The organism is Hoskinsella mucinilytica, from assembly GCF_045223415.1.
Lineage (GTDB): Bacteria > Bacillota_I > Bacilli_A > Erysipelotrichales > Erysipelotrichaceae > Hoskinsella > Hoskinsella mucinilytica.
In genome coordinates this window covers 1-24,054 of the sequence record NZ_JBEQZJ010000004.1, presented here as the reverse complement: position 1 = coordinate 24,054, position 24,054 = coordinate 1, and the positions used below count along the sequence as shown (strand labels likewise).

Annotated in this window: 20 protein-coding genes and 1 pseudogene; 5 read left to right on the top strand and 16 right to left on the bottom strand. The window is 36.1% G+C overall.

The genetic code is table 11. From position 1 onward, the window contains the following. Window positions 1–73: 73 nt before the first annotated feature. The 4 genes from UGRO018_RS01990 to UGRO018_RS01975 are packed head-to-tail and all read right to left on the bottom strand — an operon-like array spanning window position 74 to window position 3,213. Complete coding sequence (locus UGRO018_RS01990) at window positions 74–1,426, bottom strand: spore germination protein (protein WP_463667546.1); 1,353 nt, start codon at window positions 1,424–1,426, stop codon at window positions 74–76. Then, complete coding sequence (gene spoVAE, locus UGRO018_RS01985; protein WP_463667545.1) at window positions 1,423–1,776, bottom strand: stage V sporulation protein AE; 354 nt, start codon at window positions 1,774–1,776, stop codon at window positions 1,423–1,425. Before spoVAE ends, UGRO018_RS01990 begins: the two co-directional genes overlap by 4 nt. Next, window positions 1,773–2,831, bottom strand: a complete 1,059-nt coding sequence (gene spoVAD, locus UGRO018_RS01980) for a stage V sporulation protein AD (RefSeq protein WP_463667544.1) — start codon at window positions 2,829–2,831, stop codon at window positions 1,773–1,775. Before spoVAD ends, spoVAE begins: the two co-directional genes overlap by 4 nt. After that, window positions 2,773–3,213, bottom strand: a complete 441-nt coding sequence (locus UGRO018_RS01975) for a SpoVA/SpoVAEb family sporulation membrane protein (protein WP_416324772.1) — start codon at window positions 3,211–3,213, stop codon at window positions 2,773–2,775. Before UGRO018_RS01975 ends, spoVAD begins: the two co-directional genes overlap by 59 nt. Window positions 3,214–3,338: 125 nt before the next feature. Here UGRO018_RS01975 and UGRO018_RS01970 point away from each other — a divergent pair, with 125 nt between their 5' ends. Together UGRO018_RS01970 and UGRO018_RS01965 are read left to right on the top strand one after the other, a co-directional pair. After that, complete coding sequence (locus tag UGRO018_RS01970) at window positions 3,339–4,037, top strand: N-acetylmuramoyl-L-alanine amidase family protein (RefSeq protein WP_416324771.1); 699 nt, start codon at window positions 3,339–3,341, stop codon at window positions 4,035–4,037. 25 nt (window positions 4,038–4,062) lie between these two features. Further along, window positions 4,063–4,599, top strand: coding sequence for an NUDIX hydrolase (locus UGRO018_RS01965; protein WP_416324770.1), 537 nt, complete (start codon window positions 4,063–4,065; stop codon window positions 4,597–4,599). Window positions 4,600–4,610: 11 nt separating this feature from the next. On the opposite strand, the gene UGRO018_RS01960 is transcribed toward UGRO018_RS01965, so the two are convergent. The 6 genes from UGRO018_RS01960 to parE form a co-directional block, all read right to left on the bottom strand. Continuing rightward, a complete protein-coding gene (locus UGRO018_RS01960) occupies window positions 4,611–5,207 on the bottom strand; it encodes a GNAT family N-acetyltransferase (RefSeq protein ID WP_416324769.1) in 597 nt (198 codons plus the stop codon). Between the two features lie 13 nt (window positions 5,208–5,220). Further along, on the bottom strand, window positions 5,221–7,401 hold the full coding sequence (locus UGRO018_RS01955; protein ID WP_416324768.1) for a DNA topoisomerase III: 2,181 nt from the start codon (window positions 7,399–7,401) through the stop codon (window positions 5,221–5,223). Window positions 7,402–7,411: 10 nt separating this feature from the next. Beyond that, on the bottom strand, window positions 7,412–9,190 hold the full coding sequence (locus tag UGRO018_RS01950) for a MutS-related protein (protein ID WP_416324767.1): 1,779 nt from the start codon (window positions 9,188–9,190) through the stop codon (window positions 7,412–7,414). 51 nt (window positions 9,191–9,241) lie between these two features. Then, window positions 9,242–10,006: an EcsC family protein gene (locus UGRO018_RS01945; RefSeq protein WP_416324766.1), complete on the bottom strand. Its 765-nt coding sequence runs from the start codon at window positions 10,004–10,006 to the stop codon at window positions 9,242–9,244. A gap of 65 nt (window positions 10,007–10,071) precedes the next feature. After that, the gene (parC, locus tag UGRO018_RS01940) at window positions 10,072–12,567 is read right to left on the bottom strand and encodes a DNA topoisomerase IV subunit A (RefSeq protein ID WP_416324765.1); all 2,496 of its coding nucleotides are present in this window, start codon (window positions 12,565–12,567) and stop codon (window positions 10,072–10,074) included. Further along, window positions 12,564–14,495 (bottom strand): DNA topoisomerase IV subunit B, encoded by a 1,932-nt coding sequence (parE, locus tag UGRO018_RS01935; RefSeq protein ID WP_416324764.1) that lies wholly within the window; start codon window positions 14,493–14,495, stop codon window positions 12,564–12,566. Before parE ends, parC begins: the two co-directional genes overlap by 4 nt. A gap of 284 nt (window positions 14,496–14,779) precedes the next feature. Between parE and plsY the strand changes: the two genes are divergently transcribed. The 3 genes from plsY to UGRO018_RS01920 all read left to right on the top strand — a co-directional run bounded on the left by plsY (window position 14,780) and on the right by UGRO018_RS01920 (window position 18,294). Next, window positions 14,780–15,391: a glycerol-3-phosphate 1-O-acyltransferase PlsY gene (plsY, locus tag UGRO018_RS01930; protein ID WP_416324763.1), complete on the top strand. Its 612-nt coding sequence runs from the start codon at window positions 14,780–14,782 to the stop codon at window positions 15,389–15,391. 194 nt (window positions 15,392–15,585) lie between these two features. After that, the gene (locus UGRO018_RS01925; RefSeq protein ID WP_416324762.1) at window positions 15,586–16,593 is read left to right on the top strand and encodes an Ltp family lipoprotein; all 1,008 of its coding nucleotides are present in this window, start codon (window positions 15,586–15,588) and stop codon (window positions 16,591–16,593) included. 54 nt (window positions 16,594–16,647) lie between these two features. Further along, complete coding sequence (locus tag UGRO018_RS01920; protein WP_416324761.1) at window positions 16,648–18,294, top strand: AAA family ATPase; 1,647 nt, start codon at window positions 16,648–16,650, stop codon at window positions 18,292–18,294. 177 nt (window positions 18,295–18,471) lie between these two features. Here the strand turns inward: UGRO018_RS01920 and UGRO018_RS01915 are convergent, their stop codons facing one another. The 6 genes and pseudogenes from UGRO018_RS01915 to UGRO018_RS01890 form a co-directional block, all read right to left on the bottom strand. Then, window positions 18,472–19,377 carry a tocopherol cyclase family protein gene (locus tag UGRO018_RS01915; RefSeq protein WP_416324760.1) on the bottom strand — a complete coding sequence of 302 codons (906 nt, stop codon included), beginning with the start codon at window positions 19,375–19,377 and terminating at the stop codon, window positions 18,472–18,474. Window positions 19,378–19,463: 86 nt separating this feature from the next. Continuing rightward, on the bottom strand, window positions 19,464–20,051 hold the full coding sequence (locus tag UGRO018_RS01910) for a recombinase family protein (RefSeq protein ID WP_416324759.1): 588 nt from the start codon (window positions 20,049–20,051) through the stop codon (window positions 19,464–19,466). A gap of 37 nt (window positions 20,052–20,088) precedes the next feature. Continuing rightward, entirely contained in the window at window positions 20,089–21,507 is a 1,419-nt protein-coding gene (locus UGRO018_RS01905; protein ID WP_416324758.1) for an LCP family glycopolymer transferase, read from the bottom strand. Window position 21,508: 1 nt separating this feature from the next. After that, window positions 21,509–22,675 carry a nucleotide sugar dehydrogenase gene (locus UGRO018_RS01900; RefSeq protein ID WP_416324757.1) on the bottom strand — a complete coding sequence of 389 codons (1,167 nt, stop codon included), beginning with the start codon at window positions 22,673–22,675 and terminating at the stop codon, window positions 21,509–21,511. Between the two features lie 18 nt (window positions 22,676–22,693). Beyond that, entirely contained in the window at window positions 22,694–23,752 is a 1,059-nt protein-coding gene (locus tag UGRO018_RS01895) for an NAD-dependent epimerase/dehydratase family protein (RefSeq protein WP_416324756.1), read from the bottom strand. A gap of 1 nt (window position 23,753) precedes the next feature. After that, window positions 23,754–24,054 (bottom strand): annotated as a pseudogene (locus UGRO018_RS01890) (UDP-N-acetylglucosamine 2-epimerase (non-hydrolyzing)); the annotation flags it as partial.

Below are 24,054 nucleotides of genomic sequence, written 5' to 3'. Positions count from 1 at the left end.
CTCCTTTATGTAATACTTATTATTATGATAGCACAGATGAAGACGAAAAAAAAGGATTCCGACATTGGGAATCCTACTCATTCTTTTTCACTTGAATCGGTGCTCCTACAAAAATACGTTTACATTCTTTATAGGAAAATGGAATAAAGGGATAAAGATATGGGAATTTGATCGTTTTGGTTGATAATAGAATAACAAGATGTAAGAATACACCAATACAAAATCCATTGCACCCTAGAAATAAAGCCAGAAATCCCATTAGAATACGAAATATCTTATTCGCAAGAGATAGCTCATAACTTGGTGTCAAAAGATTTCCGATATTAGATACGGCTACCATGATCAATATTTCCGAAGTATATGCGCCTAATTCAATCGCCATATCACCTAACACAAATACCGCAATGAAGCTCATGATGCTGGAAAGGATGCTTGGTGTATGGATGAGCGATTGACGGATCCATTCCACCACGATATCTGCTAAGATTACTTGAAAGCCAAACGTGATTGGCTGAATATCCAACATCGGTATATGAAGTAGCGTTGGTATCCCATCGATCAATAATCCGATCCATAAAGGAAGCAGATACAAAGAAAACGCAATTCCGATCAAACGTAAGATCCTGGTAAACAAGGCTACCATCGTTGTTTGGGTATATTCTTCGATCTGCTTTGTCTGTTCGAAAAAAGTAGTCGGAAGGATCATTGCGGTAGGACTGTTGTCAACAAGTACGATGACATAGCCCTGTAACAAATGTATCGCACATATATCCGGTCGTTCGGTATATCGCACATGAGGATATGGATTCCATGTTTTCCCATAGAGGGCTTCACATAAATTGCGTTCACTTAAAATTTCCGTTTCCGGTAATCCAATCAAACGATGTTCTAAATCGGAAAGAACATCCACATCGACTAATTTATCGATATAAAGATAAGCAATATCGGTACGTGTTTTAACACCTTCCTTGTTCATGATGACCGCCAGTCTTGGATCTCGTATTCTTCTACGTATCAATCCTACATTTAAAATTACGTTTTCTACAAAGCCATCATGACTTCCTCTTACACTTTTCTCTACATTAGGTTCTGCGGTAGATCTTGCTGGATAATGCCTGGTCTCGATACAATAGTAACTATCCTTTTGATCCAAAAGAACCAATGCTTGTCCGCTTAGCATATTGGTAATTGCCTTTTTATCGTCTTTTACGGCTTCTACCGCACCCGGATAAAACGTAATCGGTAAATCTTTAGAAGCTGTCATCACAAAACTTTCAACTAGCTTGGTGATCAATTCGCTATCACTCAGGCTAGAAAGGAAAAACACCCATGCATGTACACCATCGATTTGTAAATGTCGTTCGACAATATCAAAAGAGGAAGATAACTGTGATCGGATAAGATTATAGCGTTGTTCTAGATTCATGATTTCGGTTTACAAATCAACGCAATGATGAATGCGAATAGGATCGCACTTGTGATACCGGCAGCTGTCAGATCAAACATCCCAAGTAAGATACCCATTAATCCATCAGTTTGTGCTTTCGCTAATGCGCCATGAATCAAAGAATGTCCAAAACTTGTGATTGGAAGAGATGCGCCCATACCAGCAAATTCTAAAAGTTTGTCATACCAACCAAAGGTGTCCAAGGCTGCACCGATAACAACAAACAAACTCGTGATGTGTCCTGCAGTTAGCTTACTGTGATCATAAATCAATTGACCTACCAAAGAGATTGCTCCACAGACTAGAAAAGCATTGACATACATCATCATGACGCATCACTCCTTTCATACACGATACCATGTGCAATACAAGGGATGGATTCTTTTTGTTGTATTGCAACCGGTGATAACAAAGCACCAGTTGCCAACACTAGGATACGTTTCATTTTTCCTTCTTCTAACATATTTAATAACTTCGTCATGGAAACACACATACTGCACGCACATCCACTACCACCGCAAAATACTTCTTGCTCATCGAAGTTATACATCATCAAACCACAATCATGCAAACGATTTTGAATATCATAATTTTCTTGAACCAGTAAATCAGTCAAAAAAGAAAATCCGATTTTGGATAGATCACCGGTTACGATCATATCATAATCTTCAAATGATCGCTTGGTATCTTTAAAATGTGTTTGTAACGTATCAAAAGCAGCAGGTGCCATGGCTAATCCCATATCATTGGCATCCTTATGATCCCAATCGATGATCTTTCCGGGAGTAAATGCCGTCACCTTGATTGCTGATGGCTTTCTAGATAAAATGGCAGCACCTGCACCGGTTACCGTATAAGTAGTTGTCTCTTTTTTCTGTATACCATATTCATTTGGATATCGAAATTGACGTTCCGCTGTTGCTGCATGTGAACTCGTAAAGCTGATCACATGATCTGCCAAACCATGCTCTACCCAAATGGCTCCTTGTCCAATGACCAAAGAAGAATTAGAACAGGCGCCATACATTCCTATAAAAGGAACCGCCAAATCTCTAGCAAAATAGTGAGAACTGGTAAGTTGATTGATCAAATCTCCGCCAACAAGTAAACCGATATCATCCACTTTCAGTTCTGCTTTTCTCAAAGCAGCATCTACTGCATCATAAACAAGCATTCGTTCCGCTTTTTCAAAGCTTGTTTCGCTACAATAATGATTTTCATAGGATTTATCAAACAAATCCCCTAGTGGTCCATCTTTTTCTAATGGTCCCACTGCTGTACCCCTAGAGGTCACATAAACATTTTGAAAATTGATGGTCGTCATATCATGCTCCAAACAGCAGATAGCGGATACTGCCAAATACAAAGGCGCTTGCAATACCATACGTTAACACACTTCCCGCTAACTTAAACATATTGCCACCAATGCCATAAATAAAGCCCTCTGTTTTACCTTCCAAGGCACAGGAAGTCAAAGAGTTTGCAAAGCCTGTGATCGGCACAAATAGCCCGGCACCACAAACCTGTGCTGCCTTATCGAATACACCGATTCCGGTCAAAATTGCTGCAATCAGTATGATGGTTACGACACACATAGACATTGCCGTTGTTTGATCGACTCCTAAAAATTGTTGGTAGGCTACCATGATGAGCTGTCCTACAGCTCCTAAAGCACCACCACTTAAAAATGCAGTTACCGCATGTCTTCCGGCATGTTTTTGTGGCTCATGCTTTTTCGCTGTTTCTTTTAATTGTTTCTGATTCATAAACATCCTCCTTCTCTTTTAAGTATGCTCGTTTTGCTTTTGTTTATAAGCAAATTCAGAAAATCTTCACAGAACCGACATTTTTTGACCAAGCCCATGACGGATACTGAATATAGGAGGTGCTCATGAAAAAATATAAATTAATGGTATTACCTTGTATGATACTTTCCTTGCTTGCTTGGTATACCTTTCATCATACTTCTTCTAATGCAGACCTTGTTTATGCCAAGGAAACACAAGTTACCATCGTTTTGGATGCAGGACATGGAGGATATGATAGTGGAGGTATCTCTGCACAGGGAATCTATGAAAAAGATATTACATTATCTGTCACCTTACAAATAGGAGCATTATTAGAAGACTATGGATATGAAGTCATCTATACAAGAGATCGTGATGAGGTATCTTCAAGTGAGGACAATCTAGAAGATCTAAGAGAACGTGTCAACATCGCTACCATGGCACAGGCAGACCTTTTCCTTTCTATCCATACCAATTCCAGTGAGAATTATGACGATGGTGCATTTGGTATAGAGGCCTATTATAATGGTACTGATGAAACAATGAAACAGCTTGGTACGCAAGTATTAAACCAATTACAAGCACTAGGTTATAGTGATTTACGTGGATTAAAATCTACAGCGGATTCCTCCTTGTATGTCATTGATCAAAACAATGTAAGCGCCCTTTTATTAGAGCTTGGATTCTTAAGTGACAGTGAAGATGCTGCCTATTTAACAAGTGCACTAGGTCAACAACAAATGGCACAGGCCATCGCAGATGCGATCCATTTACAATATGGATTGAGTAAATCAACATCTTGACGTATAATGATTACGAGGTGATGATATGCAGAAAAAAGTATCCTCTACAGAAACATATAAAGCAAGGATTTTCACAGTAAGTAAAGATATCATTGAAGATGAAACCGGTAAGCAGTTTGCTCGTGATATCATTCATCATCATGGTGGAGTCGGTGTGCTCGCAATGAAAGAAGATCGAATTCTGTTCGTGTACCAATATCGACCTGCTGTTGATGCTATGATGTTGGAAATTCCTGCCGGGAAGTTAGAAAAGGATGAAGACCCTTATCTTTGTGGATTAAGAGAGTTGGAAGAAGAAAGTGGTTTTACTACAGAGCGCTTACATAAGGTTTGTGAATTTTATTCAACGCCAGGCTTCTGTAATGAGAAACTGTATATTTATGAAGCGGAAGCATTGAAGGTGGTGGAGCATCCAAAAGCAATGGATGAAGATGAGGACATTGAGCTTCGCTGGTATCGAGTAGATGAAGCAATGGATATGATTCAAAGAAATGAGATCATAGATGCCAAAACCATCATCGCCATACAATATGCAGCACGAAAAGCCGCAAAAAAAGACTAAATTTCAAGATTTTAGTCTTTTTTTTCTTCATTTGATAGGGTTTCTATCACATGTGGATATCGATTCCAATAACCTCGATATACAAAATCAGAATCACAAGAGAAATTCATTTGATACATACGAAAACGTACAAGTTGATCTTTTGGCATCCATTGTTCTTCATAAGTATATTGATAACGCATTCCAAGTTTTTTCATCACAGCACCACTGTGTGGGTTATGAATATCATGTGTTGCAGTGATAAATGGGATATCTGTTGTTTTTAACATTTCAAGAAAGGCAGCTCCTGCTTCAGAAACGATTCCCTGATGCCAATATGCTTTTTTTAATCCATATCCGAAATCATGACTTTCCTCACCACTAACATGAAGATAGCCGATCACTTCATTTTCTTCCTTTAGACATATCGCATAATAATATCCATCATTTTTCTCATAAGCATCCAAATAATGCGTTTGTATATATGCTTTGGCTTCCTGTAAATCTTTGAAAGGAAACATTGGAAGAAATCTATTGACTTCTTCATCACGCAATAGTTCATAAAACGCATTCGCATCCTTCATCGTAACATGACGTAAGATCAAACGTTTTGTTTCTAATTGTTCCAAAACCACACCTCCCTTAAGATTGTTTCTTTTGTGCCTCTTCCCACGCCAGCTGAAAGGCGCTTTTTTCTTGTTTGACTTCTTGTTCCTGTTTTTTCATATATGCCCTTAGTTCTTGTTTACCGGCTTTGTTGCTCTTCTTTTTTAAGGTTTCATTGAATCGGTCAAATTTCTCACGGAAACCACATCCACAAGTATATAAACGTTTCTCTTTTTCACCCACTACAGTTAACTTTTTATGGCAATTCGGGCAACGGGCATTGCTGAGAAAGGAAAGTTGTTGTTTATGTTTACAGGAAGGATCACTACATACAAGTAACTTTCCTCGTTTTCCATTTATCTCCAACATGTTCTTTCCGCAAATCGGGCATTTTTTCTGTGTCATATTATCATGACGATAGTTTGCTTCACTATGTTTTACTGCTTCAACCAAAGCACTTGCATACTTTCTCACTTCTTTTTTAAACGCTACATCCGAGTCTTTTCCTTGTGCAATCTTTGTTAGTCGTTCTTCCCATTTTGCGGTTAATAAAGGAGAACGCAAATCTTGCGGTACCAAGGAAATCAATTGAATCCCTTTGCTTAATGGATAAATGAAATTCCCTCGTTTTTCTACATAATTCGCTTTTAAAAGCTTTTCTATGATATCAGCTCTGGTCGCAACGGTTCCGATACCATTGGCATCTTCCAAAATGGATTTCATTTTTGCGTTTTGTATAAATTTACCGGGATGTTCCATTGCCGATAACAGCGTGGCTTCACTATATCGAGCCGGTGGTTTGCTAAAGTGAGTAGATAATACTATTTGTTTGATCGGATAGCTTTGGTTCTCTTTGATATCAGGCAAAGTTTGATCACTTGTTTCTTCTTCCTCTTCCTCAAATACATCTTTGATATGATAAAGTGTACGCCATCCTGCTTCTTTTACGACCTTTCCACTTGTTTTAAAATGATGCGTTTGGCACGTTGCTTCAACCTTGGTAACATCATATTCACTCGGCGCCATGAAAACTGCTAGAAAACGACGTATGACAAGATCATAAATACACTTTTCATCTCTGGATAGACGATGTAATTCTACATATTCCTCAGTAGGAATGATGGCATGATGATCGGATACCTTTTGATTATCGACAATACGATGATTTACTTTGATACCTGCTTTTAAAATCTGATTCACATAGGGTTCATAAACATCTACACGAATTGCTTGCATACGTTCTTTTAAGGTAGCTACGATATCATCACTGATATAACGGGAGTCTGTTCTTGGATAGGTCAATAATTTATGGGTCTCATACAAACTTTGCATAAGATTTAATGTTTGTTTGGGACTAAAACCAAATCGTTGATTGGCATCTCTTTGTAGCTCTGTTAAATCATATAGTAATGGAGGCAATTCCTTTTTTCTACTTTTCTTCACTTCTTGAATGATGATGTTTTGTTGTTTACAATCTTTCGCAATTTGTTGAGCAATGTTTTTATCAAAGATTTGCATTTGCTTTTTCTCATCATGATATTGCATCGTAAATCCTGCGGTTTCTATACGCATCGTCTGATATTCAACCGGCTTGAATTTTTTTATTTCTTCTTCTCTTGATACGATCATCGCAAGGGTCGGTGTCTGTACACGTCCTGCAGAGAGTTGTGCGTTAAAGCGACAAGTCAATGCTCTGGTAACATTTAAGCCAACCAACCAATCTGCCTCTGCTCTACATACTGCACTTTGATAAAGTGTTTCATATTCCTTGGCATCTTTTAAATGAGCAAAGCCTTCTTTGATGGCCTTATCTGTTTGAGAAGATATCCATAATCGTTTCAATGGTTTATGAAAGCCACATAGTTTGATGATCCAACGAGCGACCAATTCCCCTTCTCTTCCTGCATCTGTCGCAATGATAAGTTCTTTCACATCTTGACGTTGTAATTGTGCTTTTACTACACGAAATTGTCGAGAAGTTTCCTTCATTACCTTTAGTTTCATTGGTTCAGGTAACATAGGAAGATCTTCCATATTCCATGATTCTAATCGTTTGTCATAATCCTGAGGATCATATAGTTCTACCAAATGCCCCAATGCCCATGTTACAATATATTGATTTCCTTCTGCATAGCCTTCTTTCAAGCTCTTACAGCCAAGTACTCTCGCTAGTTCTTTTCCAACAGATGGTTTTTCTGCTAATACGATTGATTTCATATCTTCTCCTTTAAAAGCCAGCTAACTTCATTAACTGTCTTGCATTTGTTGTAGTGCATCTTCCTTCTTTTAATAAATAATCAAAACAGATGGTATCTTCCTCATAATATTCTGAGAAATGGTAATTGATGGCATGGACCTTGTCATCTTTTTCTAAATCACAAAGTTCAAAATCATGAGTACTTACCACGGTGATGACATGTGGTAAATGAAGCTTCATGATTGCTTCTTTTGCACAAAGGATACGATCTGCGCTATTGGTTCCTTTAAAGATTTCATCAATGAGAACCAACATGTTATCTTGACGCTTGCTAGCCTCCATCATTTGCTTGATACGTAATATTTCAGCATAGAACGTAGAAATACCTTCACTGACATCATCATGTACTCGCATAGAGGTATATATGGACACAGGAGTCGCCTGAAAGCTTGTTGCACATACCGGTGCTCCTGCCTGAAACAAAACCATATTCACACCAATGGTACGAAGGAAGGTCGTTTTTCCTGACATGTTACTACCGGTAATTACATATGAGCCATGTTCCATCGTAATGCTATTTGCGACAGCATCTGATTCTTTGATCAATGGATGCTTGCCTTCTATCATTTGTATACTGGGAGCACCTTCTTTGATGCTCGCAAAGCACACCTGATCCTTTGCAAAACATAACTGAGTCAAAGAAAGGATAGCTTCCGCTTCACCAATCGCATCTAACCAGTGACGTACTTGTGTCCCATATGTGTTTTTCCAATCTCTTAAAGCATTGACACAATGATAATCAATTGCAGTAAAACCATTGATAATTATAAACATCACAGAATTGCTTCTGATTCGAACAAAACCAAGAATGCGGTTTAATTCACGGATGCCTTGATCCGCATCTTGCAATTGATGTTTTAAATCCTTCCAAAATGCTGATTCAAATGCTTGTTGTGACATACAAGAAAACATTTTTTCATAATCCTGTATCAACGCATGCATGCTTTCTACATAAGATAACTGTGCATTGTTTTTCATAAAACCCAACATTGCAAAACATAAAGTAAGCGTAAACGCAGCCAAAGCATAAGAGAGTGATAAGTTGAAAAAGCCTGTCAGGATACTGGCGAGTATAGAAAGAACAGGCAAAAGAAAAGAAAGGACCTTGATCAAAAAAGCATATGGTGGAATCGGTTCTTCCATAAAAGCCAAAAAAGAATCCATCTTCTTTTTCTTTATTTTTTTCGCATGCTTTGAAAACAGCTTAGAAAGCATATTCATTCGCAAGGTAAAGTGTTTGGATTCCATTGCCTCTTTGACAGCTTCCTGTCGTCTGAACATAGAGGTGGCATCTGTTGACTTCAATGTTAATAAAGTCGCCAAAGCCTCTTTCCCGGCTATGGTAGCACCTACATTGAGGTATTGAAATAAGCTGGATTTACCAAAAAGATCCAAATCATATGCTTGTGTCATGGATTCCTTCATAAATTCCTTACCGGTTTGTTCAAAGTTTTTCCATTCATCACTTTTACGCTTCAAGATATCCTCATAAACATTCAGATAGGTTTGCGTTTCTTCCAATTTTACTTTTAAAAGATAATGAAGTCTTGCAACATATAAAAAAGCAACTGTCAAAACGATGGCAAGTAAGTACCAAAATGATTGATTCACACTGCCTTGATAAAGACTAAAAAGCACACCGATGATCACAAAAAAACGTATGGTCGAATATCTATTAGATTTTAACTTTAATTGATCGATATCCTTATGTAATGCATGACATTCTAATTCTATGGTTGTTTGATTCATAGTTTCACTCCTCGAATGTGTCCATTATATCATAGAACCCATAAGGAAATGTCAAAATTTGATGTGTCCCTTTTCTTTTAATAATCGCTTTTTATATGATACATGTGCAAATGAAATGATGTTTGCTTGTAGTGTACTGCTCATAACGGCTCCAACAACGCCAATCAAAGGTATCCCTTGAAGAAATTTTGCTTGCAATTCTCGATAAGCCAATGCATGCGCCGCATAAGGAATCAACTCCTGTAATGTAAAGTGAGAACCTCTTTCTGTAAATTCATTTAGTTCTGTTTTCCATCGTTGTTTGTGTTCCTCTTCATCACAAACAGCACATAACAACAAAAGCACATATGCCTTTTCTTGTTCTTCCTTGATATGAAATCCATAAGTTGCACCTATGGTATATACACTAGCCAACAAAGAAGCCAAATAAAGTGGGATATCCGGAATACCGATACCAAGAAGCCCAAGCACACCACTTTTTGTTTGTGTCCATGACACATGATGTAACTTGGTAGAGCGAATCCGTTGATCAAAAGCCTTAAAATGGGTACGACTTTCCTCTTGTTGAAACTCTTTTTTCAAATAAGCTCCTATTGCTTGTTGATCCTCTAACTTTATGACTTTTTCGATCCATTTACTTCCCTTTTTGAAAACAATGGAAAAAGAGGTCTGAAAAGCAGATTCTAAAGTCTGCATAGCTTTATCAGGAATCCTTTCCCTTACCTTTTGTTGTAATGGCTCACTCAAAGGCTTTCGATACAATAGTTTTTGTTCCTTTTTCTCTAGTTTTTTGATTTGTCGCTTCTTATTGATCATATCATCACTTCCTAAACTCATGGTACCATATTTTGATGATTGAAAAAAGAGGAGAAACTTCTCCTCTACTCAAATAAGGTTACTTCATCTATCGGTTCTTGATTTTCTTCTTGTTGTTCTCTCATCTCCACAAGTTCTAAACGTGTAAGCGGCGATAAAACATAAAAATCACCTGTATGCTTGATTGGTGTAGAGAATGTCGCATCTTTGCTCATCAAGGCGATATCTTTCACAAAGAAACGATGATAGGTATCATTACTGATGATCATCTCATCATTGATATCGTAAATTCCGATATATGCGATATGATATGGTTTTGATTTGACCTTTTTACAAATCATAGCCCCTTTTGTCGGACGTCCTGTTACATCGATATCACTTAGTTTGATGCGTTTCATCGCAAGTGTATCACTTAACACAACAAGCTGTTTCCCATCCTCATGATGAATGATGGCACTGACAATGCGATCATCCACCAGATTCATAGCCTTCACACCTTTACTTCTTGGTGAAGTAATCGGAATCAAGCTAACCGGATATCGACTGACAAAACCATTCTGACTTGCCAAAAGAACTTCATCCCCATCATATGCAACATAAGTGCCGATCACTTCATCGGAATCTAACAATTTCATATTGCTCATGGTCTTATTGTTTCGACTAACCTCATAATCTATGACACTGGTACGCTTGATCAAGCCTTTTGAAGTGACTGAGACCATATAAGCGTTGGTTTTAAACGTACGAACCACAAAGGCATTGGTAATCTTTTCTTCACTGGATATTTTCAATGTGTTATTTAAATGACTACCGATATCCTTCCATTTCGCCTCTTCTACTTCATACACCGGTGTATAACCATAGGTTCCTTGGTTTGTAAAGAACAAGATATGATCTAATGTGTTGACCTCACCCCAACCAACCAATTGATCGCCTTCTTTTAAACCGGTCATGGCATCATTTCCAGCACCATAAGAACGCATGGAAACACGCTTGAAATAACCATCTCTGGATATAGTAAACATAACCTGTTCACTGTTGATCATCGCAACCTTATCAATAACGATCTCTTCGATTTCATCCTCGATCTTGGTTAAACGTTCTACAGGGAAAGCTTTTTTCACTTCTTTCAGCTCTGTGATCATGACCTTACGTAACACCTTAGGATCATGTAATATACTTTCTAACTGAGCAATTTCCTTTACAAGTGTTTCATGTTCATCTTGAAGTTGACAAATATCTGTATTACTCAGACGATATAGACGCATGGTAACGATTGCTTCTGCTTGTGCCTCGCTAAATGCAAAAGCATCAATGATCTTTTGTTTTGAATCTGCTTTGTCTTTGGAAGCACGTATCAATGCAATGATTTCATCAAGAATACTAATGGCCTTGATCAAACCTTCCAATATATGACAACGCTGTTGTTTCTTGTCTAAATCATAGGCACTTCGTTTCAAAATCACTTCATTACGATGAGCAATAAAAGCATCTAACATCGCCGCAAGTCCCATTTGTACCGGTCGCTTGTTGACGATGGCAACAACATTATAGTTATAAGAAACTTGTAGATCCGTGTTTTTATATAAATAATTCAAGATGACATTGGCATCCATATCCTTTTTGATATCCACAACGACACGCAACCCTTTTCGATCGCTTTCATCACGAACATCTAAGATACCATCAATTTTCTTATTCAGACGAATATCATCTATTTTCTTTACCATGTTGCTTTTGATGACCTCATAAGGTATCTCATGTACAACGATCTGTTGAACAGTTTTTTCCTGTACGATTTCAACCTTACTTCGAATCATGATACGACCTTTACCTGTTTCAAAAGCCTCCTTGATTCCATCAATACCTTGTACGATACCACCGGTTGGAAAGTCCGGTCCTTTTACAAACTGCATGAGCTCATCTAAACTGCAATCAGGATGTTGAATACGATAGATACATGCATCAATGGCTTCATTTAGATTATGTGGTGGGATATTGGTTGCATAACCAGCCGCAATCCCTGTAATACCATTTACCAATAGATTTGGATAACGAGCCGGTAGTACCGTAGGTTCCCATGCTGTATCATCAAAATTAGGTGCCCATAATACCGTATCTTTATCGATATCTCTTAATAAATATTCACTGATCTTCCCTAAGCGTGCTTCCGTATAACGCATGGCAGCTGCAGGGTCATCATCGATCGAACCGTTATTACCTTGCATATCGATCTGAGGTGTACGTATCTTCCATTCCTGAGACATACGAACCATGGCATCATACACACTAGAATCTCCATGTGGATGATAATTACCGATTACAAGACCGACTGTCTTAGCGGATTTACGATAACCCTTATCCCATAGATTTCCATCCTCAAACATTGCATATAAAATTCTTCTTTGTACTGGCTTTAAACCATCTCTTGCATCAGGTAAAGCACGATCTTGAATGATGTATTTGGAATACCTACCGAAACGATCACCCATGATTTCTTCTAAAGGTGAAGTAATGATGCTAGAATGCGTTACTACAGGTTCTTCTATTTTCTTTTTCATGCCTTCGCCTCCACATCATAATCATCTTCCAAAGTAAAGGAAACATTTGCTTCGATCCAATCACGACGAAGGTTTGCCTTATCACCCATCAATACCGATACTCTTTTCTCAGCTATGACTGCATCATCAATGGTTACTTGAATCAAGGTTCTTGTTTCAGGACACATCGTCGTATCCCAAAGCTGATCCGCATTCATTTCACCAAGACCTTTGTAACGCTGTAAATTAAATCCCTTCGGAAAAGTCTTACGTAATTCATTTAGCTCTTCATCTGTCCATGCATAAGCAATTTCTTTGCCCTTTTGAAGTTTATACAAAGGAGGAAGTGCAATATACACCATTCCCTGCTCGATCAGCTCTCGCATATAGCGATAAAAGAACGTCAACAACAAAATCTGAATATGAGCACCATCTGTATCGGCATCGGTCATGATAATGACTTTATGATAACTAGAATCCTCAGCATGGAAATTAGCACCTACACCAGCTCCCAATGCATGAATGATGGTATTCAATTCTTCGTTTTTCTCAATGTTATTGATACTTGCTTTTTCTGTATTCAGCACCTTACCTCGCAATGGTAAAATGGCTTGATATTTAGAATCTCTTCCCTGCTTTGCACTACCACCCGCAGAATCACCCTCGACAAGATAAAGCTCTTTCTTGCGTGCATCCTTAGATTGCGCACTGGCAAGTTTTCCGGAAAGTATTTTCTCACTCTTACCTTTACTTTTACCTTTACGAGCATCTTCTCTAGCTTTACGTGCTGCTTCTCTTGCGGTACTGGCACGTTGCATCTTTTTGATCAAGGTCGTCGCCAGCTCTTTATTTTCCTCTAAAAAGAAATTTAACTTTTCAGATATCAAAGCTTCCACTGAAGGTTTTGCTTCAGGCGTTCCAAGTTTCCCCTTGGTCTGCCCTTCAAACTGTAACAAATGTTCTGGAATACCAACAGATAAAATGATCGTCAATCCTTCTCTGACATCGCTACCTTCAAAATTCTTGTCTTTATCCTTTAACAATCCATTCCTACGTGCATAATCGTTAAATACTTTGGTGAATGCATTTTTTGCGCCAGTTTCATGTGTTCCACCATCCTTTGTTCGTACGATATTTACAAAACTAAAGATGTTTTCTTGATATTCATCCGTATATTGAAAACAACAATCCACTTTGATTTCATTAGACATCCCGCTAAAAGATACCGGCTTATGGAAAACCTGTTTATCCTCATGGAGATACTCCATAAAGGCACTTAGACCTTCTTCATAATGATATTCCTCTTCACGTTCCTTATCTTTACGCTCATCCTTTACGATCAACTTTAGGCCTTTGATCAAAAATGCATCTTCTCTTGCTCGCTCTGCAATCTGTGAAAAGGAAAACTTCGTTGTAGAGAAAATACGCTTATCCGGCATAAAACGAACCATACTACCTGTCTTATTGCTTTTACCAATGACCTTTAACTCACTCACATGCTTTCCGCCATCTGTGAAATTCATGCGATAGATCTTACCGTCACGATAAACACTGACCTCTACCCATTCACATAATGCATTGACCACACTGGCACCTACACCATGCAATCCACCACTGGTCTTATATCCTCCTGCTTCACTGAATTTACCTCCGGCATGTAATACCGTAAAAATAACCTGTAACGCAGGCACCCCACTTGCATGCATATCTACAGGCATACCACGACCATCATCCTCAACACAGATACTACCATCATGTTCAATTGTGATCTTGATAGTGTCACCATGTCCATTCAACGCTTCATCGATCGAATTATCTACGATTTCCCAAACCAAATGATGAAGTCCTCGACCATCTGTACTTCCGATATACATCCCCGGTCTTTTCCGTACAGCATCAAGGCCTTCTAGAATCTGTATGCTACTTCCATCATATGCTTTTTCCGCCATACCATCACTCTCCTTATCTATGTATTTAGTTCATTTTACGAGATAGGGTACATTGCAAGTTAAAACAAATACCCTCTAATATATACTTTATTTTGCAATTTATCATCAGTCCATTATACGAGATAAGGGACATTGCAACCCATAAATTATAACCTAGATTTTCAAAAAAGGAAGATAATTTCAGAAAGTTTTTTCGGTTTTCCGCTGATTTTCTTTCCTATTACCCAAAATAATGATAAAATAAATACGGTTCTTTAAAAATGAACATATTTGAGGTGAAATGTATGGATATGAATTGGATATGGTACCTAGGTCTTGGTTATCTATTGGGATCAATTTCCTTTGCTTTGGTCATAGGAAAATTGTTTTATAAAACAGATGTTCGAAATTTTGGGAGCGGAAATTTAGGTGGCACCAATGCCGGCCGAGTTCTTGGTAAAAAAGCCGGTATTTCCGTCATTGCCTGTGATATTTTAAAAGTCGTATTGGCAGTTGCTATCGTTGCACAGTTTGATAAAGAAGCCAGTATCTGGGCAGGATTAGCTGCGGCAATCGGTCATTGTTATCCTGTCTTTGCAGGTTTTCATGGCGGTAAAGCAGTTGCGACAATGTTTGGCTTTTTGTTAAGTACTTCGATCTTTACCTTTGCGAATGCATGGTATGTCGTTGTACCCTTACTATGTTTTCTATTGGTATTATATCTTGGAAAGATGGTATCTCTTGCCAGTATGGTAGCCGCACTTGCGAGCAGTATTTATATTACTATCATGCAAATGAATATCAGTATAGAGATCATCATTGCCAGTTGGCTATTGACGGTTCTAGTTGTTTATCGTCATCGTGGGAATATCAAGAAAATCAAAGATGGTACAGAAAACAAGGTTTCTTGGCTATAATGAATGAAGAAGTGACATGATGTCATTTCTTTTTTTTATATAACATTGTTGTTATATGTAATTAGTGATAAGATGAAGATATCGATAGTGATTTTGATAATGTTAATCGTTTGATACTGAGGGACATGGTATCAATTCCTATATCTTTACATTATCACAAAAGCTATTTACAGATTGCATGGAGGGCAAAAGAAATGAAAAAAGTATGTAAAACGATTTTATGTATCACACTATTATTCACCATCACTGGATGTGGGAATCAGAAAGAAGAAAGTGAAAAAGACAAGCCGAAATTACATGGTGAGATCAAAGAACTTTTAAACAAAAACGGATGGAAATCGATGTGTGATGATTCAGAATGTTACATCATCAATGATGATAACGATCTAGTAAAAGATTTTGATGATAAAGCAACTGAGGATATTGCGATAAAAATCTATACAACAACTTCACTAACAAAAGATGAACTTACCAAGCATTTGGCTTGGATGAATGAAAAAAGAGAAGAAAATATGCTGATGAGTGATGAAATCATCGATAAAGATAGACTGGCAAAAATATTTCCAGAGAAAATAACTTCTAAGAATACTGATCAATCAAAGGATGACAAAGAAACGACCTCAAACAACGATCAAACAGCAAGTAACTCAAATAGTTCAAAAAAATCCGATGCTTCTAAACAAACATCCGATAAACAAGACTCATCTAAATCTCACACCGATTCCAATTCATCATCTAAACCAAATTCAAATAACACTAGCTCATCTTTGACCACGGAGCAAAGAAATGCTTTAGGTTCCGCTTCAAATTATCTAAATTATATGCCATTTTCTTATTCAGGTCTGATTCAACAATTAGAATTTGAAGGATATTCAAATGAAGTTGCCACCTATGCGGCTGATCATTGTGGTGCTGATTGGAATCAACAAGCACTGAAATCAGGAAAAAATTATCTGAATTCAGGACAAGGATTTTCTCAAAGCGGTCTGTACAATCAATTAGAATTTGAGGGATATACTTCAGATCAAGCTTCTTATGGTGTCAACCATTGTGGCGCAAACTGGAATGATGAAGCAGTAAAATCAGCTAAAAACTACACTCATTTCTCTGATTTTTCTAGACAAGGCCTGATTGACCAATTAATGTTTGAAGGCTATACACAAGCTCAGGCTGAATATGGTGTTACAGCTGTTGGTTATTAAAGCAGCAGATGAATAAGCCTTGTTTTTTAATAGGATATAAAGAGGATAAAGACAATGAAAATAGTACCTACAGGAATCGAAGACTTTAAAAAATTGATTGATAATGACTACTATTATGTTGATAAAACGACATTCATTAAAGACGTATGTAAAGAAAAAGTAGCATTATATACTAGACCACAAGGCTTTGGAAAAACATTAAATATGAGTATGTTGTATTATTTTTTCTCTATAAATCAAAAAGAAAACAACTATTTATTTCATGGATTAAATATCATGGAAGACGAAGAAACCATGATATATCAAAATCAATATCCTGTTATCCATATTACATTAAAGGATTTGAAAAATAATACTTTTAAAAAACAACTTTCTGCCTTTAGTACGATTATCAGCAATATTATATTAGATCATAAAGAGGTAATGCGAAGTGAAACAACGAGTTTACTTACACGTAAGTGGTTAGTATTGTACCTTAATAGGAATAAAGATGAGATAAACTTACGACTTTCTTTAAATTTCATAATAAGCTGTTTACATCAGCATTATCAGAAAAAAGTAATCTTATTGATTGACGATTATGATATACCTCTGCAATATGCATATTTAAACGGTTATTATGATAAAATGGTCGACTTCCTTAGAAATGTATTCAGTGCTGCACTAAAAACAAATAAAAATTTGGAAAAATGCATTCTGACAGGAAGTTTGCAAATAGCTAAAAGAACTCTTTTTGCTGGTTTGCGAAAGTTTAATATCTATTCCATCTTCCAAAATCAATCTAGTACCTGTTTTGGTTTTACCACACAAGAAGTCAATAAGATGTTAAACAGCTACCAAATGCAATCATATGAAACAATTGTTAAAGAGTGGTATGCTGGCTATTTGTTTGGTCAAAGCGAAGTTTATAATCCACGTAGTGTTTTAAGTTTTATAAAATATAAAACGCACGAAACATTGCTTTCGGAATCTTTTTGGACAAACATGAATGGAAATGATATCATTAAACATTATCTCTCTAAAATAACTCCCCAGATAAGGGAAGAATTTGATATTCTAACATTAGGTGGAACTCTTGATAAAACTATCAAATCTGATTTAACCTATCGACGAATAGATAGTATAGATAACATTTATAGTTTCTTATTATTTACAGGTTATCTAAAAGTAGAAAAGCGAATATATTTAGATGTCTATCGTCTAAGAATACCTAATAAAGAAATACATAGAATTTATAAAAGCATATTTAAGGCATGGGTAAATGTACAGTTAGGATACATAAGAGAATTTTTTGTGGATGCATTAATGAAAGAAAATGTAGATAAAGCTAAGGATATTTTAAATCAGATTCTATTTCAATCCGTTAGTTACTTTGACTATGATGAACAATTTTACCATGGTTTCTTGGTGGGTTTGTTTTGCGATCATCAAATTTGTTCTAATCAAGAATCGGGTGTTGGAAGATATGATATTGTAATTCTACCAGCATGCAAGAAAAAAAGAGGTTTATTGTTTGAATTGAAAATCTCTAAAACTGAAGAAAAAACGCAAGAGCTGTCAAAAAAAGCATGTCAACAAATTCTAGAAAAGAAATATATAGAAGGATTACAAAGAAAAGGTTATCATGATATTGTAGGTTATGGAATCGCCTTCTATAAGAAGTCATGCTGGATTACTGCTGTAAAAGATATTGATAATTAAAATTAAGATAAGAAGGCTGTAATTAGTAATCTAATGAAGCTTCCTCTTATGTAACCGAACAATATGTTATTGTTAATGGAGGAACTTCTATCGTATAACCATAAAGAGGTTGTAACGAGTAGTCTTATGTGTGAGACTAACTGTTACAACCCTTTTTCAACAACGTTCAAATGCTATCTATTCAAACAATTCATATCCACCTTTTATGAAATGTAATTGATACAACTTTTGATTACCACGATACAAATGCACAATTGCTTCCCCATCTAATGATTCTAAAACCTCATTACTCATATCCCCCATCTTAGGAGCTTTCAATTTTTCAGCATGAACACAAGTTATCTTCACAAGTAATTTATAAGGATATTGTTTTAAGATATACACGTCCTTGCGTTTGGAAACTCGACATCCTAAATAACTAGCAAAACGATATTGTTTTCCTTCTATCATCAATACACAAATATTCCCTTGAAAACTTCCTACCATCAAAGGAATCCTTGCTATAGAGAGGAAAAAGCTGGTGTCAGAAAGTCCACAATGATTCGATTGATACCAAAGATAGCTGGAAGGAAAAGATTTCCCTCTATCCTTTTCCATATATCCTATCGCATTGGGTAATTCATAGACATGAGAACCAAACATGATCTTACCTCTTACAAAATGGTGCAAGCTAATAATCGCATGAACACATTCCATATGTTTCAAGTAAGAAAAAGGCCCCATGATAGTTGGCATATAATCATTTCCTTTTAGTTTTGTTAATTTATCAAAATATAAATGACAATGTAAGCCATTTTCTAAATTCATATTCAGTTGATATTGTTCCAGGATGGTTCTTCCAATCTGTAGCTTAAAAGGATCATGTTGTATCTGAATGTCTTCTTCCTCATAAGATGTATAGGTAGATGGACATAGGGTACTGTTGGTTTGTATAAACGCATTTTTTCCTTTCTTGGTCATAGAGATTCCTATGATCACAGCAAACGACAATTCATCATTTACAACCTTTATATACCATCCTTCAAAATATGGTGCACTTTCCTGTGTGTGGTATGCAAATTCATCATCAAGTTTTTTTATCATATATTCACTTCCTATGATGATAAGTATGGGATGTAAATATGATTTTATACAAACCTATCGAATAAAACAAAGAAGACAGAACCCTACTAGGATCCTGCCTTGTTTGCTTTATCTATTTCTTCTTCCTTCCACTGATCTCGTATCATTTTCACATACTTATAATACGTAGATCGTTTCATTCCTATTTTCGCCCGATAACTTTCATGATTCATTTCTTTCCTCATGATCATTTTTTGTACTTCTTCAAAATCTTCCGGTAGATTTAGCTTAGGTCGCCCATAAGCTCCTTCTCCCTGTTGTTTCTTCTCTAACGCCTTCTGTATTCCTTCTCGCTGTTTCACCGCTAAGCGTCGTTTCTTTGCGTTTTCTACATAATCTAACATATCCAGTAATACATCAATATCAATATCCTGATTCTCTTCCATCAAATAAAGCTTTGCCCGCAGCTCCTTCAACTCAGATAATCTGATCTTCAATTCTTCTTCATCAGGTGAAAACATCGAAAACGATGGCACATATAGCTTATCAAATTCTTTTATGGTTGCCATCAACTCTTTCCATTCTTCACTTTCCTCATGATCGATGTATACCTGTTGCTTTTCTAGTTTTAACTTTTCTTCGCACATCCTTATGATGTCATTATTTTGATCTGTCAATGCGTAAAAGTATTCCATACATCACCTGTTTCCTTTCCTATTCATTTCCCACATTTTATTTCAACACTGCTTCTATTCTTTGTTTTGCTTCTTGGATTTCTCCTTCATTCGGATAAAAGTAATACAGGTAATCCTTTGTTCTTACCTCATCCATATGCCATTTGTATTCCCCTTCCATACTGTGTACTTCCATCGTTTGTAACTGTGGCAATAAATCGATTACCAACATACACGCATCATAGAAATCACTTTTTGGTAGGTTCGTTGTAAAATTATTTGATATACTGTCGATCACTTTCATCGCATGATCATAGCTTGGCTCTTCGCCAAACTTCGTGAAGATTGCCTTGATTAGCTCCATCTGTTGATAGCCTCTGCTTCGCTCATTCAGTGGCAATGATTTTCGTTCTCTCGCAAACATCAAGGCTTGTTTACCATCTACTTGATTGTATCCTTCTTGGAATGAATAACCACCTGCTTGATATGTATAATGACTATAGACATTCACTCCACCTAAAGCATCCACAAGATCCATCAATCCTGTGAAATTCATCTTCACATAGTAGTTGATTTCGATATCTAATGCTTGTTCAATACTTGCTATAGAGGATTCCACTCCACCCCACCATCCACTATAGGATAGCTTACTACTAGCATCTTTAACCGGAATATAAACAAACAAATCTCTAGGTACAACTTGTAGATTCACCTTTTTTGTTGTTGGATTGATGGTCAAAAGGATATTCACATCTCCTCTACCAGTAGATCCAACATCGTTGATTCCTGATAAATCAGTACCACAAATGTACAAAGTAAAAGGATCTTTCGTGATATCTACATGTTTTGCTTGTGCCTGCTTCATTTCTACTTTCTTTTCAAATATAACTTTGATTTCTTTATCCAAATCTGTTGTCTCTTCTTCTAATTCACTTCTTCCAACACTCGTAAGTACCATAAGATCTACTTTATTATTCATCAATAAATCATAGCTTTTCTTTGTACTTTCTACAGGCTTCATATTCTTTAATACAACCTTATTCTCATCTAATAATTCTTTAGCGTAATCATATCCACTGATATCATTTTGATCATATACCATCTGATAGGATGTAAAATCAGAAGAAGATGTTATCTTACTATCTGCCTTTGCGATAATTTGAATGGTTTGATATTCTGTTGTATTGGATAATTTATCTGTGACTGTATTTACCTTATGTAAAGCTAGACTACATACTACAAGTAAAAGACATAAGATTACTTGTAATATACAAGTAAGTTTTGGCTTTTTAAATTGTAGAAGAAACAATCCTATAGTTATTACTAGAATAATGATGAAGAAAAGAATGGCAAAAGATTGTCTATATTGTAAAAGAGAATATGTGGTGTATAACGCAACAAAAACCAATAATAACGATAAAGCTAAAATGATTTTAATTATCGTCTTCTCTTTTAACTGACTTAAATAATTCTTCATATCAATCCCTACTAAACAAATCTCTTGTATACACTTTTTCTTCTACATCTTTCAATTCATCAGTAACTCTGTTTACTACAATAACATCACATTCCTGTTTGAAATGATCTAAATCATTGATGACTCTACTTCTATAAAACTCTTCTTCCTTAAGCGTTGGTTCATATACCACTACTTCTATTCCTTTTGCTTTGATTCTTTTCATGATGCCCTGTATCGCACTTGCTCTGAAGTTATCTGAACCTGTTTTCATGGTCAAACGATAAATACCTACAACTTTAGGATCTCTATCTATGATCATTTGTGCAATATGATCTTTTCTTGTTGTATTGGAATTTACAATTGCTTCGATTAGATTCTGTGGTACTTCATCATAATTTGCTAATAATTGTTTTGTATCTTTTGGAAGACAATATCCTCCATAACCAAAAGATGGATTATTATAGTGACTTCCTATTCTAGGATCTAAACCGACACCCTCTATAATATCCTGTGTATTCAAACCTTTCATTTCAGCATATGTATCTAATTCATTAAAATAAGATACACGTAAGGCTAAATAAGTATTTGCGAATAGCTTAATAGCTTCTGCTTCCGTACTATCTGTGAAAAGTGTTGGGATGTTTTTTTTAATTGCTCCCTCTTGTAGCAAGGAAGCAAATACTTTTGCTCTTTCACTTTTCTCCCCAACAACAATTCTAGAAGGATAAAGATTATCATACAAAGCCTTTCCTTCTCTTAAGAATTCCGGTGAAAACATGATATTATCGATACCATATTTCTCTTTGATTCTCTTAGTATACCCTACCGGTACAGTAGATTTGATCACCATAACAGTATCTGGATTGATAGTCATTACTGATTCAATGATATTTTCCACTGATGATGTGTCAAAGAAATTTTTCTTTTCATCATAATTTGTTGGCGTACTAATAACAACAAAATCAGCATTCTGAAAAGCAACCTCTTTATCCAAGGTTGCTTTCAAATTCAATTCTTTATCTTTTAAATACTCTTCAATCTTATCATCTTTGATCGGTGAGATATGACGATTGATCATATCCACTTTTTCTTTGATGATATCTAAAGCAATTACCTCATTATGCTGAGACAACAATGTTGCGATACTCAATCCTACATAACCTGTTCCTGCCACCGCAATCTTCATTTCTCCATCTCCCTGCTTTTATATTTTATAAAACTTTTTATACCATTCAACAAATGCTCTCAATCCATTCCTTAATGATGTACTTGGTTTAAAACCAAAATCTCTTTCTAATGGTGTTGTATCAGCATAGGTAACTGGTACATCTCCTGCCTGCATTGGCACTAGCTTCTTATGTGACTCGAAATCATAATCCTCTGGTAATACTTCTGCTCTTATCAATTCTTGTTGTAAAATATCTACAAAATCTAATAAGTTTTCTGGATTATTGTTCCCTATGTTGTAGACTTTATATGGAGGTACTGGTAAGCCATCTTCACCATTCTTTCTTTCAGGTGGCTTCTTCATCACCCTATAAATACCTTCTACAATATCATCGATATACGTAAAATCTCTTTTACAATTACCGTAGTTAAATATTTCTATGTCTTTTCCAGCTCTTAGCTTATCTGTAAACCCAAAATATGCCATATCAGGTCTTCCTGCTGGACCATACACCGTAAAGAATCTAAGACCGGTAGATGGAATATCATAAAGTTTACTATAGGCATGAGCCATTAATTCATTAGATTTTTTCGTTGCAGCATAGAGTGATACTGGATTATCTACTCGATCATCTGTAGAATATGGAACCTTTTTATTTGATCCATATACTGAAGAACTTGATGCGTAAACTAAATGTTGTACTCCATTATTTCCGTTATCATAAGAATGTCTACAAGCTTCTAATATATTATAAAATCCAATAATATTAGAATTAATATATGCATCAGGATTTGTGATAGAATATCTTACTCCAGCTTGTGCCGCTAGATTTATAACAACATCTGGTTTATGCTTATTAAAAATCTTATCTATTAGACTTTTATCAGCAATATCTCCATAATAAAAAGACCATTGGTTATTGGTCTTCTTTGCTAATTCATTTATTTCATTTAATCGATATTCCTTTAAGGATACATCATAATAATCATTCATGTTATCTATACCTATGATATGAATATTGCTTTCTTCTTTTAACAGCTTTAATACTAAATTTGATCCTATAAAACCAGCTGCTCCTGTAATGAAATATACCATATTAAGATTTTCTCCATACCATCTTATTAACAACACCAGTATAAGATTGAATCAGCTTTACTACTTTATTACTAACATCCTCAATATAATTTGGTACCGGTATTCCTAAATCATTATTTTCATTCATTGTGACTGCAGTCTCTACTGCCTGCACTACTCCATTGTCACTGATTCCTGCTAATACAAAGCAGCCCTTATCTAATGCTTCAGGTCGCTCTGTACTTGTTCTGATGCAGATTGCTGGAAATGATTTTCCTATACTTGTGAAGAAAGAAGATTCCTCAGGTAGTGTTCCACTATCA

Bases quoted from the DNA above. Each gene is read 5' to 3' on its own strand.
- UGRO018_RS01990 (WP_463667546.1), bottom strand. From the start codon at position 1,426: ATGAATCTAGAACAACGCTATAATCTTATCCGATCACAGTTATCTTCC.
- spoVAE (WP_463667545.1), bottom strand. From the start codon at position 1,776: ATGATGATGTATGTCAATGCTTTTCTAGTCTGTGGAGCAATCTCTTTG.
- spoVAD (WP_463667544.1), bottom strand. From the start codon at position 2,831: ATGGTATTGCAAGCGCCTTTGTATTTGGCAGTATCCGCTATCTGCTGT.
- UGRO018_RS01975 (WP_416324772.1), bottom strand. From the start codon at position 3,213: ATGAATCAGAAACAATTAAAAGAAACAGCGAAAAAGCATGAGCCACAA.
- UGRO018_RS01970 (WP_416324771.1), top strand. From the start codon at position 3,339: ATGAAAAAATATAAATTAATGGTATTACCTTGTATGATACTTTCCTTG.
- UGRO018_RS01965 (WP_416324770.1), top strand. From the start codon at position 4,063: ATGCAGAAAAAAGTATCCTCTACAGAAACATATAAAGCAAGGATTTTC.
- UGRO018_RS01955 (WP_416324768.1), bottom strand. From the start codon at position 7,401: ATGAAATCAATCGTATTAGCAGAAAAACCATCTGTTGGAAAAGAACTA.
- UGRO018_RS01950 (WP_416324767.1), bottom strand. From the start codon at position 9,190: ATGAATCAAACAACCATAGAATTAGAATGTCATGCATTACATAAGGAT.
- UGRO018_RS01945 (WP_416324766.1), bottom strand. From the start codon at position 10,006: ATGATCAATAAGAAGCGACAAATCAAAAAACTAGAGAAAAAGGAACAA.
- parC (WP_416324765.1), bottom strand. From the start codon at position 12,567: ATGAAAAAGAAAATAGAAGAACCTGTAGTAACGCATTCTAGCATCATT.
- parE (WP_416324764.1), bottom strand. From the start codon at position 14,495: ATGGCGGAAAAAGCATATGATGGAAGTAGCATACAGATTCTAGAAGGC.
- plsY (WP_416324763.1), top strand. From the start codon at position 14,780: ATGGATATGAATTGGATATGGTACCTAGGTCTTGGTTATCTATTGGGA.
- UGRO018_RS01925 (WP_416324762.1), top strand. From the start codon at position 15,586: ATGAAAAAAGTATGTAAAACGATTTTATGTATCACACTATTATTCACC.
- UGRO018_RS01920 (WP_416324761.1), top strand. From the start codon at position 16,648: ATGAAAATAGTACCTACAGGAATCGAAGACTTTAAAAAATTGATTGAT.
- UGRO018_RS01915 (WP_416324760.1), bottom strand. From the start codon at position 19,377: ATGATAAAAAAACTTGATGATGAATTTGCATACCACACACAGGAAAGT.
- UGRO018_RS01910 (WP_416324759.1), bottom strand. From the start codon at position 20,051: ATGGAATACTTTTACGCATTGACAGATCAAAATAATGACATCATAAGG.
- UGRO018_RS01905 (WP_416324758.1), bottom strand. From the start codon at position 21,507: ATGAAGAATTATTTAAGTCAGTTAAAAGAGAAGACGATAATTAAAATC.
- UGRO018_RS01900 (WP_416324757.1), bottom strand. From the start codon at position 22,675: ATGAAGATTGCGGTGGCAGGAACAGGTTATGTAGGATTGAGTATCGCA.
- UGRO018_RS01895 (WP_416324756.1), bottom strand. From the start codon at position 23,752: ATGGTATATTTCATTACAGGAGCAGCTGGTTTTATAGGATCAAATTTA.